This window comes from Bradyrhizobium sp. MOS001, from assembly GCF_004634465.1.
GTDB lineage: Bacteria > Pseudomonadota > Alphaproteobacteria > Rhizobiales > Xanthobacteraceae > Bradyrhizobium > Bradyrhizobium barranii.
In genome coordinates this window covers 133,109-145,680 of the sequence record NZ_SPVJ01000006.1, presented here as the reverse complement: position 1 = coordinate 145,680, position 12,572 = coordinate 133,109, and the positions used below count along the sequence as shown (strand labels likewise).

The following is a 12,572-nucleotide window of genomic DNA, read 5'->3' as shown; positions in this document are numbered from 1 at the left end:
ATTTCACGATGATCACAGCACCACCCCAGATTCGCAAACGCGCCATCCGTTTCGGTGGCGCGCTCGTCGGCATGGCGCTCGCCCTCGGCGGCTGCCAGCACAACGAAGCGGTCACGGCCTCCATCCCCGACGATTACAAGCAGCGCCATCCGATCGCGATCGAGGAGCAGAACCGCTCGATCGTTGTCTTCGTCGGCCACGCCCGCGGCGGATTGACCGCCGCCCAGCGCGCCGACGTGATGGGCGTCGCCTCGGCCTGGCTGCACGAAGGCACCGGCGCCATCCGCATCGACGTGCCGTCCGGTACGCCCAACGCGCGTCCGGTCGCGGACACGATGCGCGAGATCCAGGCGATGCTGGCGGGTGCGGGCGTTCCGCCGCGCGGCGTCAACATTCGCCCCTACCAGCCGGAAGACAGGCGCTTCCTGCCGCCGATCCGGCTCACCTATTCCAAGATCGCCGCGGTCGCCGGTCCCTGTGGCCTGTGGCCGGACGACATCGGCCCCTCGATGAAGAACAAGAGCTGGTTCGAGAACAAGGACTATTACAATTACGGCTGCGCCTATCAGCGCAACATGGCGGCGATGATCGACAATCCGTCGGACCTCGAGCAGCCGCGGCCTGAAACGCCGTCCTATACGGCGCGTCGCACCACGGCCTTCGAGAAGTATCGCAAGGGAACGACGACGGCGACCACCTATCCTGAGGCCGAGAAGGCCAAACTCAGCGACACCGGCAAATGATCAGCTACGCTCGCCAGACTCAACAAGAGCAGCCCGAGGCGCCGACGCCGGTCGAGGAGCATATTGCTCCCTCGCCGCGCGTGTCGGTCCAGGCTTTCTGCGAGACCGTCGAGACCGCTGCCGCGGTGCAGTCGGCCGGCGAGGACCGTCGTCTCGGCAAGGCCCATCTGAAGATCCAGATGGGCGGCATGGCGGCGGCGATCGAAGCCTACCGCTCGGCGCCGACGCCGAACGTGATCGTGCTTGAGAGCGACGGCCGCAACGATCTTCTGACCGGCCTCGACCATCTCGCCACGGTCTGCGACGCCGGCACCCGCGTGGTCGTGATCGGCCGCATCAACGACGTCACGCTCTACCGCGAGCTGGTGCGCCGCGGCGTCAGCGACTACGTGCTCGCGCCGGTCGGCGCGATCGACGTCGTGCGCTCGATCTGCAACCTGTTCTCGGCGCCCGAAGCCAAGGCGGTCGGCCGCATCATCGCCGTGGTCGGCGCCAAGGGCGGCGTCGGTGCGTCCACCATCTCCCACAACGTCGCCTGGGCGATCGCGCGCGACCTCGCAATGGACTCGGTCGTCGCCGATCTCGACCTCGCCTTCGGCACCGCCGGGCTCGACTACAACCAGGACCCGCCGCAAGGTATCGCGGATGCTGTGTTCTCGCCGGATCGCGTCGACACCGCCTTCATCGACCGCCTGCTATCGAAATGCACCGACCATCTCAGCCTGCTGGCGGCGCCGGCGACGCTCGACCGGGTCTATGATTTCGGCACCGACGCCTTCGACGCCGTGTTCGACACGCTGCGCTCCACCATGCCCTGCATCGTACTCGACGTTCCGCATCAATGGTCGGGCTGGACCAAGCGCGCCCTGATCGGGGCGGACGACATCCTGATCGTGGCGGCGCCTGATCTCGCCAATTTGCGCAACACCAAGAACCTGTTCGATCTGCTGAAGGCCTCGCGGCCCAACGATCGGCCTCCGCTCTACTGCCTGAACCAGGTCGGCGTCCCGAAACGGCCCGAAATTGCCGCCGCCGAGTTCGCCAAGGCGATCGAGAGCCAGCCGGTCGTCTCGATCCCGTTCGAGCCGCAGATCTTCGGCTCGGCCGCCAATAACGGCCAGATGATCGCGGAGATCTCCGCCAACCACAAGTCGATCGAGATGTTCCTTCAGATCGCCCAGCGCCTGACCGGCCGCAGCGAGACGAAGAAGCAAAAGTCTTCCTTGCTTTCACCGCTGATTGACAAGTTGCGGGGAAAATAAGCCGCCGCATGGAGTTGTTAAGTGTTCGGTAAGCGTAGCGGAACAGACACCGATACTCGGGCTCCCAAGCCCGGCGCCGTGTCGCCAGAGCCTGCCCAGGCTCCGGCGCCTGCGGTGTCGCGCGCGCCGCCCCCGCCGGCCGTCGCCTCGCCGCCGCTTGCCCCCGCACGGCCGGCGCCGGCCATGGAATCCCGCCGCTCGGACAATTACTACGAGGTCAAGGCGACGATCTTCGGTGCGCTGATCGAGGCCATCGACCTCGCCCAGCTCGCCAAGCTCGACTCCGAGTCCGCGCGCGAGGAAATCCGCGACATCGTCAACGAGATCATCGCGATCAAGAATATCGTGATGTCGATCGCCGAGCAGGAAGAGCTGCTCGACGATATCTGCAACGACGTTCTCGGCTACGGCCCGCTGGAGCCTCTGCTGTCGCGCGACGACATCGCCGACATCATGGTCAACGGCGCCGACACCGTCTACATCGAAGTCGCCGGCAAGATCCAGCGCACCGGCATCCGCTTCCGCGACAACCAGCAGCTCCTCAACATCTGCCAGCGCATCGTCAGCCAGGTCGGCCGGCGCGTCGACGAATCCTCGCCGATCTGCGACGCGCGCCTCGCCGACGGCTCCCGCGTCAACGCCATCGTGCCGCCGCTCTCGATCGACGGGCCCACGCTCACCATTCGAAAATTCAGGAAGGACAAGCTGACGCTGGATCAGCTGGTCAGGTTCGGCGCGATCTCGCCGGAGGGCGCGGAAATCCTCCAGATCATCGGCCGCGTCCGCTGCAACGTGCTGATCTCCGGCGGCACCGGCTCCGGCAAGACCACGCTGCTCAACTGCCTGACCAACTACATCGAGCACGACGAGCGCATCATCACCTGCGAAGACGCGGCCGAGCTCCAGCTCCAGCAGCCGCACGTGGTACGACTGGAAACCCGTCCGCCCAACATCGAGGGCGAAGGCCAGGTCACCATGCGCGAATTGGTGCGCAACTGCCTGCGTATGCGCCCCGAACGCATCATCGTCGGCGAAGTCCGCGGACCCGAGGCGTTCGACCTGCTCCAGGCCATGAACACCGGCCATGACGGCTCGATGGGCACGCTCCACGCCAACAATCCGCGCGAAGCACTGTCGCGCTGCGAATCCATGATCACGATGGGCGGCTTCTCACTGCCCTCGCGCACCATCCGCGAGATGATCTGCGCTTCGATCGACGTCATCGTCCAGGCCGCGCGCCTGCGCGACGGCTCGCGCCGCATCACGCACATCACCGAGGTGATGGGCATGGAAGGCGACACCATCATCACCCAGGACATCTTCCTCTACGACATGGTCGGCGAGGACGCCAACGGCAAGATCATCGGCCGGCACCGCTCGACCGGCATCGGCCGCCCGAAATTCTGGGAGCGTGCGCGCTATTACGGCGACGAGAAGCGCCTTGCCGCCGCGCTCGATGCGGCGGAAGTCGCGCCGAAGACATGAGCAGATCGGCGCAGCCATGAACATGCAGGTCCTTGCCCTCGCCTTCCTAGCCACCGCCGCCGTCGGCGGCATCGCCTGGGTGTTCCTTTATCCGCTCCTGTCCGGAGAACGGAAGGCGGAAAACCGCCGTGCCTCGATCGCGCGCGCCGATGCGCCCGCGGCCAAGCAGACCGAAAAGAGCCAGCGGTCGCGCCGCGAGCAGGTCGAGACGTCGCTCAAGGATCTCGAGGCGCGGCGCCAGCAGGAGAAGAGCGTTCCGCTCGGTGTTCGCCTGTCGCAGGCAGGGCTCGACTGGACGCCACAGAAATTCTGGATCGTGTCCGCCGTCGTGGCGGGAGTGCTGTTCGCGGCCGCCATGTTCGTCGGCGGCGGCCTGCTTGGCGCCGCCGGCCTTGCCTTTGCCGGCGGCTTCGGCCTGCCGCGCTGGGCGCTGGGCTTCCTGAAGAAGCGACGCGAAAACAAATTCCTGGCAGCGCTGCCCGATGCGGTCGACGTGATCGTTCGCGGCATCAAGGCGGGCCTGCCGCTGTTCGAGTCGATCAAGGTCGTCGCCGCCGACTCGCCCGAGCCGCTGCGCAGCGAGTTCCTGGCCATCATCGAGACCCAGGCGATCGGCATGCCGCTCGGCGAGGCCTGCTCGCGTCTGTACGAGCGCATGCCGCTGCCGGAAGCCAACTTCTTCGGCATCGTCATCTCGATCCAGCAAAAATCCGGCGGCAACCTCTCCGAAGCGCTCGGCAACCTCTCCAAGGTGCTGCGCGACCGCAAGAAGATGAAGGAAAAGATCCAGGCGATGTCGATGGAGGCCAAGGCCTCGGCCGGCATCATCGGTTCGCTGCCGCCGATCGTGATGTTCCTCGTCTATCTCACGACTCCGCACTACATCTCGCTGCTTTGGACCCATCCGACCGGCCAGCTCATGCTGGTCGGCTGCGTCGTCTGGATGTCGATCGGCATCATGGTGATGAAGAAGATGATCAATTTCGATTTCTGATGGTGCCGTATGGTCGAATTCCTCGTTTCGAAACTGCATGACGTCCGCTTCATGACCATGCTGCTGGCGGCCATCGCCGCCAGCGCCACCGTCTATACGCTGGTGATGCCGCTTTTCGCCGGCGAAGGCCTCGCCAAGCGCATGAAGGCGGTGGCGAGCGAGCGCGAGCGCATCCGCCAGCGCGAGCGCGAGCGCCTCAACAAGAGCGAGAAGGTCTCGCTGCGCCAAACGCCGAAGCAGGTCGTCTCCCGGGTCGTCGAGGACTTCAACCTCACCAAATGGCTCGCGCAGGAAGCCGCGCGCGACAAGCTGATCATGGCGGGCTATCGCGGCCAGGCGCCCTACATCACCTTCCTCTTCGCCCGCATGGTGGCTCCGCTCGTGCTGTTCGTCGGCTCGATCATCTACGTGTTCCTGATCGCGCATATGCAGCAGTCGATGCCGATCAAGATCGGCATCTGCATCGGCGCGGCCTATCTCGGCCTTCAGGCGCCCATGCTGTTCCTCAAGAATGCGATCTCCAAGCGCCAGCTATCGATCAAGCGCGCCTTCCCCGATGCGCTCGACCTGCTCCTGATCTGCATCGAATCCGGCATGTCGGTCGAAATGGCGTTCCGCAAGGTCGCTACCGAAATCGTGGGCCAGTCGATCGCGCTGTCCGAGGAGTTCACCCTGACCACGGCCGAGCTGTCCTATTTGCAGGATCGCAAGGTCGCCTATGAGAACCTGGCGCGGCGCACCGGGCTCGAGGGCGTCAAGTCGGTGTGTCTCGCGCTTCAGCAGGCGGAGCGCTACGGCACCCCGCTCGGGCATTCCTTGCGCGTCATGGCGCAGGAAAACCGCGACATGCGCATGAACGAGGCCGAGAAGAAGGCCGCCGCGCTGCCGCCGAAGTTGACGGTGCCGATGATCCTGTTCTTCCTGCCGGTGCTGTTCGTCGTCATTCTCGGACCGACCGGCATCAAGATCAGCGAGCTGCACTGACGTCGAGACGCGGACCGCGCGCGGTCCGCCGGCAGCTTCAGGATTGCAAGATCAGGTTCTGATCAGTCGGGCTGGCTGAGCGAGGCGACCGGCGTCCGCTTCGGTGCACCGCGCGGAGCGTCGCTGCGGCTCAGCATTTCCTTGAGGTAAGCGACATTGGCCGCGGCTTGGTCCGGCGGCAGGTCGGCCTTCACGATCGTCTCGGCTTCGGCAAAGCGGCCCTGGAGACCGACGACGAGGCCGAGATTCTGCCGCACCCGGGTACTGGCGCGCGGCGAGGCGTAGGCCTGCCGCAACGCCTCTTCGGCCTTCGGCAGGTCCTTCGACAACATGTAGGACAGGCCGAGATTGGAGAGCACGCCGGGATCGCCCGGCGCGATCCTCAGCGCGCTCGCATAATAGGAACGCGCCTCGTCGTGGCGGCCCATCTGATCGAGCGCGGTGCCCTGCACCGAGAGCAGGCGCCAGTCCGGATTGTCGGGCGAGTGCGCCTTCGACAGCACGTCGAAGGCCTGCTGAAAATTGCCGTTGTCGGCGAGCGCGCGGCCATACTGCGCGAGCAGCGCCTTGTTGCCGGGATTGGCGATGGTCGCCTGCTCGAGCACGGCGGCGGCCTGGGCGCGCTGGCCGTTGGCGCGCAAGGCCTGGCCGTAGCCGAGCGCCGCGTCGGCGTCCTTGGGATTGGCACGGTAGCGCTCGCCATAGACGTCGACGGCGCGCGCGGGATCGGCGGGGGCGGCTTCCGTCCGCGGCCCGACAGAGCCTGTGACGTCGGAGAGTTTCGACATGGCCGTGCAGCCGCCGAGGCCCATGGCCACTGCCGCCACCAGCGAAGTGGACGCGAGAAGCCGGGCAAGACTGAACCGTTGACGCATGACGCTTTTGACTCACGAGCCGATTGATCGAGCCGAACGCGCCAGCAATAGACTGTTAACCCTAACGGCGGGTTAACGTCAGCCTGGCTGCCCCTCACGGCGGTGTCTGCGGCGGCGGCTCGCCACCGAGTGCCAGATCGAGACCGAGCACCCTCACCGGCTCGTTCAGGTCGTGCAGCAGCAATTGCAGCCGCCGCCGCGCCTGAGAAACATCGACGCCTGCGCTCGGCATCCCGGGCCATTCGCGCCGGAAGTCGTCGCGGTTGACCAGCCGCTTCGCAAGCAGCTCGTCGAGCTGAACATCGTCAATGCCGAGCACGTCGGCGCAGTGCTCGATCAAGCGGCGCAGCAACAACTTCACCGCGGCCAGCGCCTCGGCGTCATCTCTACGCTCCGATCTCGCGAACTTGCCCCCGATATCGGCCCAGACCCATGAGGTGACGAGATAGGCGTGGAGCGCGCTCGGCCAATCCACCTCGCCGTCGGCATAGAAAGCGCGGCGCATCAGGAGCCGGCGGGCCTGTGCGACAACTTGATCACGCTTCAGCATCGCACATGAGGCGATCTCGATGGCCGACTGGACGGCGGGATCGCGGGAAAAATCCCGTCCTGCCGGCAACCTGATGACGCCGTCCGGCAGGTTCGAGTCGAGCAGCCCGAAGGTGCCGTCGTTGCGCGGCCGCGAATAGCGCGTGATCGCGAACTGGTGCTCCGTGCGGCCGGCCTGGGACGATGCGCCAAAATGAATGATGTTGAAGCCGGCATCGTCACCGGCCTGCCCGGTCGAGGACGGACAGGAGAGCACGTAGATCGTACGCCAGAAGGCTTCACCGCTCGCGCTCCGCGTGGCACGCGGATCCGGGATCGAATAGCGGGTGAGCCCCTCGACATGCCGGTGTCCGTGCAGGACCAGATTGACGTTGAGCGACGTCGCCGCTTCGAGGAAAGTTGCGGGCGCCGCGAGATACATCAGCGGTTCGTCGGGCACGCCGAGAAACCGCTTTCCTTCGCCGGTCGCCTGCGGCAGCGGATGATGATGCAACGCCAGTACGCGCACCAGGTTTTCCGCCGACTCGGCATAGTCGGCGCGTCCCACGGATCCCATGCTGCCCGCGAGCTCGACGCTCAGCCGGGCGGAATCCGCGACAAGCGCGCTGTAGGCGCTCTCGTCGATATTGCCGCTCGCGAGCGTCGAGAGGCTCGCGCGGTTGGAGTCGAGCAGCACCAGATCAAGCCCAGCCTGGCGGTAATAGACGCTCTTCGAGCTCCGCGGCAGATGCAAATAATCATAGACGTCGTGGCGGCCCGCGCGCTGTTTCGGGCGTTTGACGTCGTGATTGCCCGCGACCGCCTGGATGTCGGTGAACAGCCCGGTCTGCCGGAAGGACGCGATGACGGCGAGCGCTTCGTCCAGCGCACGCGGCGTCGGGTCGTCCACGAGATCACCGGTGATCAGCAGAATGCGATCGGGAACGTCCGCGAAGTCCGCCATCGCCTCACGGATTGCGGCACTGAGCGCCTCGGTCGTCGCCAGCAGCCGGCCTGACCCGTCCAGATGCAGGTCGGAAATCTGCGCAATAACGAACGCTCTATCCATTTTGCGCCGCTCATTTGCGAATGCTGCGCCGCCCAAACGATGAGAAGAATGCTTTCGACGAACAGGTTTGGCCGGATATCAAGCCGGCCCGCCGCGTTGCTGCGCAAGATGCCAGCAGAACCGCACGGCACAATCTAAAATATCCGTCAATAATGCCACAACCGCGGCGCTAGTAAAGCCCCGCGGCCGCGCTCTCGTGAACGGCAGTTCTCAGCCTGTGATACGAGATCCGCCCGGCGATTGTTTCGCTCACCCGATCAATATTCGATGGCCAGCCGCTTGCGGATTTCGTCGATGCGCTTGTCGAGCGCATCGAACCGCGCGTGGACGGAGCGGTCGTGGAGATAGAAGACGTAGCCGCCGGCAAGGAATGCGAAGATCCAGTGATGATGCTCGACATAACCAAAAATCGCCTCGACGGCCTGGCCGATGAATGTGACCACGCTCCACACAAATTCCATTGCAGTTTCCTCCCGGCAGGCCTCGTCTTCGGCCGCCGGTCATCTCCTGCACACTTTTCCCAGTCGATCCGGCGGCCGTTGCCGGAACCTAGCATGGGCCCCCTGCGGCGAGTAGCGGGTCGCTGAACGGTGACAGCAAAGCCGATTGCAGCCGCGGCGAAACTCTGCGAAGTCTCGTCCGTTCGCATGACCTGCTTGATCTGACGATCCGGACCCGCCAATGCCTTCTGTCTTCGAGACATCGCCCACCGCCATCCCGATCACCTTTGTCACCAAGTCGAGCTGGGATCAGGTCGCCGAGAAATTGCCGCCGGTGCAACGCCAGTTCGCCACCGCGAGCGCCTTTGCCGCCAAGCCGGGCGGCTATCTCGCGCTGCCCGCGCCGGACGGCGCGATCGCGCAAGTGCTGTTCGGACTCGAGGACGAGGGCGCGAGATCACGCGACCTGTTCCGGCCGGGCGCCCTGCCCGGCCTGCTGCCGCCGGGCATCTATCGCTTTGCCAATGCCCCCCACGATGCGCGGTTGGCGTCGCTCGCCTTTGCACTCGGCAGCTATCGCTTCGCCCGATACCGCAAGGCTGACCGCCCCGCCGTCCGACTGGTACCGCCCGATGGCGTGGACGCGGCCGAGATCAATCGCATGGCGGACGCCGCGATGCTGGCGCGCGACCTCATCAACACGCCGTCCAACGACATGGGCCCGGAAGAGCTCGCTGCGGCCGCGCAAGCGCTCGCCACGGAATTCGGTGCCAGCTTTGCCTGCACCATCGGCGAGGACCTGAAGACGAATTTTCCACTGATCCACGCCGTCGGCATGGCCTCGGACCGCGCGCCGCGGCTGATCGACATCGGCTGGGGCGATCCTGATCATCCCAAGGTGACGCTGGTCGGCAAGGGCGTCTGCTTCGACACCGGCGGGCTCGACCTCAAGCCGTCGAGCGGCATGCTGATCATGAAGAAGGACATGGGCGGCGCCGCCAACGTGCTGGCGCTCGCGCGCATGGTGATGGATGCGAAGCTCAAGGTCCGCCTGCGCGTGCTGATTCCGGCGGTAGAAAATGCCGTCTCCAGCAATGCCTTCCGGCCGCTCGACATCTTCACCTCGCGCAAGGGCATCACGGTCGAGATCGGCAACACCGACGCGGAGGGCCGGCTCGTGCTCGCCGACGCGCTGGCACTGGCCGACGAGGAGAAGCCGGACCTTCTGATCGATCTGGGCACGCTGACCGGCGCGGCGCGCGTCGCGCTGGGGCCGGATTTACCGCCCTTTTACACCAATGATGAGACGCTGGCCGCCGACGTCGCGCGTTGCGCGGCGAAGGAGAACGATCCCTTGTGGCGCATGCCGCTGTGGCCGCCTTACGATGCGTGGCTGGACTCCAAGACCGCCACCATCACCAACGCACCCTCAGGCGGCTTTGCCGGCTCGATCACCTGCGCGCTGTTCCTGCAACGGTTCGTCGAGCAGGCGAAGAGCTGGCTTCATGTCGACATCTACGGCTGGACCCCGTCGGCAAAGCCGGCGCGGCCCGAAGGCGGCGAATGCCAGGCCGCGCGCGCCATCTACACATTGCTGAGCGAGCGCTATGCATGATCCAGGACACGATCCAAGGCTGACACCGGCGCGCGGCGACCTCGCCGCGAAATATCTCGAAGGCAAGGTGGAAGCCGACCGCTTCGTCACGGGCGAGGAATTCGAGGTGTTCGAGGCGATCACACCCGTGCGCGAGCAGCCGTCGTCGAACGCGATGCTGATGACGGAGGCGCTGCGCGGCGAACGCGTCACGGTCTACGATCGCAACGGCGAAGGCTGGGCCTGGGGCCAGCTTGGCGGCGATGGTTATGTCGGCTGGCTGCCTGATGCAGCGCTGATGAAGCCATCGGCCGCCCCGACCCACAAGGTGAGCGCGCTCCGGACATTCGCCTTCCCCGGTCCCTCGATCAAGCTGCCGCCGGCCGGCACGCTCGCGCTGGGCTCGAAGGTTGCGGTGGTGCACGAGGACGGCAGCTTCGCCGTGACGCGCGACGGACAATATCTGCCGAAGGCCCATATCGCCCCGCTCGATCACCGCGAGCCGGACTTCGTCGCGGTCGCCGAACGCTTCGTCGGCACGCCCTATCTCTGGGGCGGCAAGAGCAGCCTCGGCATCGACTGCTCCGGCCTCGTGCAGGTCTCGCTGACAGCAGCAGGCATCGGCTGCCCGCGCGACAGCGACATGCAGCAGGCAGGGCTCGGCCGCGCGCTGGAGACGCATGAGCGGACCAAGCTGCAACGCGGCGATCTCATTTTCTGGAAGGGCCATGTCGCCATCGTCCGCGATGGCGGCACCATGGTTCACGCCAACGCGCATCACATGGCAACCGTGATCGAGGCGACCGAGCCGGCGATCGCGCGGATCAAGGCGGCAGGCAGCGAAATCGTCGCGATCAAGCGGCTGTAGCGCGACTTCGTGGGATGGGTAGAGCGCAGCGAAACCCATCATTCTCACCACGCGCCGTTTCGCTTCGCTCTACCCATCCGACTGAAGACTACGTCGCCACCGCCCCGTTCCCCGCCGTCTCCAGCCGGAACGCCGCCGCGAACAGCGCGCGTGTGTAATCCGTCTTCGGGCTCTTGAACAGTTCGGCGGCCTGTCCCTCCTCGACCACCTTCCCCCCGCGCATCACGATGAGATGGCTGGCGAGCGAGGCGACGACGCGCAGATCGTGCGAGATGAACATGTAGGTGAGATCGCGCCTGCGCTGGAGCTCCCGCAAGAGGTCGACCATCTGCGCTTGAATCAGCATGTCGAGTGCGCTGGTCGGCTCGTCCAGCACCACGAAATCCGGCTCCAGCACCACCGCCCGCGCGATGCTGATGCGCTGGCGCTGGCCGCCGGAGAACTCATGCGGATAGCGATAGCGGGTGTCTGCCTTCAACCCGACGTCCTCGAGCGCCTTGACGACGCGCTCCTCACGCTCCTCGCGCGACAGCTTTGGCTGGTGCACGGTGAGGCCCTCGGCGATGATGTCGGCGACCGACATGCGCGGACTGAGCGAGCCGAACGGATCCTGGAACACGATCTGCATGTCGCGCCGGAACGGTCGCATCTCCTTGAAGCGCAGGCCCTGGATGTCCTTGCCGAGGAACACGATGCGGCCATTGGAGGAGATCAGCCGCATCAGCGCCAGCCCGAGCGTGGTCTTGCCCGAGCCGGACTCGCCGACGACGCCGAGCGTCTCGCCCTTGCGTACGGCAATGCTGACGCCATCGACCGCCTTGATGTGGCCAACCGTCTTGCGCATCAAGCCGCGCTTGATCGGAAACCAGACCTTCAAATCATCGGCGGACATCACCACCGGTGCATTCGGCTGCGGCGGCGCCGGATCGGGCTTCGGCTCCGCCGCGAGCAGGTCGCGCGTATAGGGATGGTTCGGGGTCCTGAAGACCTGCTCGACCGGCCCCTGCTCGACGATCTCACCGCCCTTCATGACACAGACATGGTCGGCGATGCGGCGCACGATGCCGAGATCGTGGGTGATGAAGAGCAGGCTCATGCCGAGCCGGGAGCGGATCTCGGCGAGCAGCGCCAGGATCTGCGCCTGCACGGTGACGTCGAGCGCCGTGGTCGGCTCGTCCGCGATCAGGAGGTCCGGTTCGTTGGCGAGCGCCATCGCGATCATGACGCGCTGACGCTGGCCGCCGGAGAGCTGGTGCGGATAGCTGTTGAGCCGCGTTTCGGGCTCGGGGATGCCGACCTGCGTCAGCAGTTCCAGCGTCCGCTTGCGCGCTTCGGCATTGCTGGTCGGATTGTGGAGCTGGATGATCTCGCCGATCTGCGCCTCGATCGTGTGCAGCGGATTGAGCGAGGTCATCGGCTCCTGGAAGATGATGGAGATATCGCTGCCGCGAATCTCCCGCATCTGCTGCTCGGACTGGTCGATCAGCTCCCGCCCCTTGAAGCGGATGCTGCCCGAGGGATGCGAGGCATTCGGATAGGGCAGAAGCTTCAGGATCGAGAGCGCGCTGACCGACTTGCCGGAGCCGGACTCGCCGACTAGCGCGACGCATTCGCCGCGCTTGATCTGGAACGAGACCTTGTCGACCGCGAGCGTCGTCGCGCCGCCCTGGTGGAAGGCCACCGAGAGGTCGCGGACGGCAAGCAGGGGCTGGTTGATCGCGTCCATCACG

At 65.7% G+C, this 12,572-nt stretch carries 11 protein-coding genes; 7 read left to right on the top strand and 4 right to left on the bottom strand.

Annotated elements, in window-relative coordinates; translation table 11 throughout:
* Positions 1–8 precede the first annotated feature (8 nt).
* From CT676_RS11675 to CT676_RS11655, 5 genes are read left to right on the top strand one after another with little or no spacing between them, the layout of a single operon-like run.
* Positions 9–743, top strand: a complete 735-nt coding sequence (locus CT676_RS11675; protein ID WP_085401884.1) for a CpaD family pilus assembly protein — start codon at positions 9–11, stop codon at positions 741–743.
* Positions 740–2,005: an AAA family ATPase gene (locus CT676_RS11670; RefSeq protein ID WP_085401885.1), complete on the top strand. Its 1,266-nt coding sequence runs from the start codon at positions 740–742 to the stop codon at positions 2,003–2,005. The genes CT676_RS11675 and CT676_RS11670 overlap by 4 nt, the downstream gene beginning before the upstream one ends.
* Positions 2,006–2,026: 21 nt before the next feature.
* The gene (locus tag CT676_RS11665) at positions 2,027–3,490 is read left to right on the top strand and encodes a CpaF family protein (protein WP_071916702.1); all 1,464 of its coding nucleotides are present in this window, start codon (positions 2,027–2,029) and stop codon (positions 3,488–3,490) included.
* 16 nt (positions 3,491–3,506) lie between these two features.
* On the top strand, positions 3,507–4,484 hold the full coding sequence (locus CT676_RS11660; protein ID WP_063980967.1) for a type II secretion system F family protein: 978 nt from the start codon (positions 3,507–3,509) through the stop codon (positions 4,482–4,484).
* A 9-nt stretch (positions 4,485–4,493) separates the two neighbouring features.
* Positions 4,494–5,468: a type II secretion system F family protein gene (locus CT676_RS11655; RefSeq protein ID WP_063980966.1), complete on the top strand. Its 975-nt coding sequence runs from the start codon at positions 4,494–4,496 to the stop codon at positions 5,466–5,468.
* Positions 5,469–5,530: 62 nt separating this feature from the next.
* On the opposite strand, the gene CT676_RS11650 is transcribed toward CT676_RS11655, so the two are convergent.
* From CT676_RS11650 to CT676_RS11640, 3 genes are all read right to left on the bottom strand, one after another.
* Positions 5,531–6,343, bottom strand: coding sequence for a tetratricopeptide repeat protein (locus CT676_RS11650; protein WP_085401886.1), 813 nt, complete (start codon positions 6,341–6,343; stop codon positions 5,531–5,533).
* Positions 6,344–6,437: 94 nt separating this feature from the next.
* Complete coding sequence (locus CT676_RS11645) at positions 6,438–7,940, bottom strand: metallophosphoesterase (protein WP_085401887.1); 1,503 nt, start codon at positions 7,938–7,940, stop codon at positions 6,438–6,440.
* Positions 7,941–8,197: 257 nt separating this feature from the next.
* Complete coding sequence (locus CT676_RS11640; RefSeq protein ID WP_018454690.1) at positions 8,198–8,401, bottom strand: hypothetical protein; 204 nt, start codon at positions 8,399–8,401, stop codon at positions 8,198–8,200.
* A gap of 220 nt (positions 8,402–8,621) precedes the next feature.
* Between CT676_RS11640 and CT676_RS11635 the strand changes: the two genes are divergently transcribed.
* Together CT676_RS11635 and CT676_RS11630 are read left to right on the top strand one after the other, a co-directional pair.
* Positions 8,622–9,995, top strand: coding sequence for a leucyl aminopeptidase family protein (locus CT676_RS11635; protein ID WP_085401888.1), 1,374 nt, complete (start codon positions 8,622–8,624; stop codon positions 9,993–9,995).
* The gene (locus tag CT676_RS11630; protein ID WP_085401889.1) at positions 9,988–10,842 is read left to right on the top strand and encodes a C40 family peptidase; all 855 of its coding nucleotides are present in this window, start codon (positions 9,988–9,990) and stop codon (positions 10,840–10,842) included. The genes CT676_RS11635 and CT676_RS11630 overlap by 8 nt, the downstream gene beginning before the upstream one ends.
* An 88-nt stretch (positions 10,843–10,930) precedes the next feature.
* Here the strand turns inward: CT676_RS11630 and CT676_RS11625 are convergent, their stop codons facing one another.
* Positions 10,931–12,568, bottom strand: a complete 1,638-nt coding sequence (locus tag CT676_RS11625; protein WP_085401890.1) for an ABC transporter ATP-binding protein — start codon at positions 12,566–12,568, stop codon at positions 10,931–10,933.
* Positions 12,569–12,572 lie beyond the last annotated feature (4 nt).

What these genes read in the sequence shown, in the direction of transcription:
- CT676_RS11635 (WP_085401888.1), top strand. Translation starts at nt 8,622, where the DNA reads ATGCCTTCTGTCTTCGAGACATCGCCCACCGCCATCCCGATCACCTTT.
- CT676_RS11670 (WP_085401885.1), top strand. Translation starts at nt 740, where the DNA reads ATGATCAGCTACGCTCGCCAGACTCAACAAGAGCAGCCCGAGGCGCCG.
- CT676_RS11625 (WP_085401890.1), bottom strand. Translation starts at nt 12,568, where the DNA reads ATGGACGCGATCAACCAGCCCCTGCTTGCCGTCCGCGACCTCTCGGTG.
- CT676_RS11660 (WP_063980967.1), top strand. Translation starts at nt 3,507, where the DNA reads ATGAACATGCAGGTCCTTGCCCTCGCCTTCCTAGCCACCGCCGCCGTC.
- CT676_RS11655 (WP_063980966.1), top strand. Translation starts at nt 4,494, where the DNA reads ATGGTCGAATTCCTCGTTTCGAAACTGCATGACGTCCGCTTCATGACC.
- CT676_RS11675 (WP_085401884.1), top strand. Translation starts at nt 9, where the DNA reads ATGATCACAGCACCACCCCAGATTCGCAAACGCGCCATCCGTTTCGGT.
- CT676_RS11650 (WP_085401886.1), bottom strand. Translation starts at nt 6,343, where the DNA reads ATGCGTCAACGGTTCAGTCTTGCCCGGCTTCTCGCGTCCACTTCGCTG.
- CT676_RS11640 (WP_018454690.1), bottom strand. Translation starts at nt 8,401, where the DNA reads ATGGAATTTGTGTGGAGCGTGGTCACATTCATCGGCCAGGCCGTCGAG.
- CT676_RS11645 (WP_085401887.1), bottom strand. Translation starts at nt 7,940, where the DNA reads ATGGATAGAGCGTTCGTTATTGCGCAGATTTCCGACCTGCATCTGGAC.
- CT676_RS11630 (WP_085401889.1), top strand. Translation starts at nt 9,988, where the DNA reads ATGCATGATCCAGGACACGATCCAAGGCTGACACCGGCGCGCGGCGAC.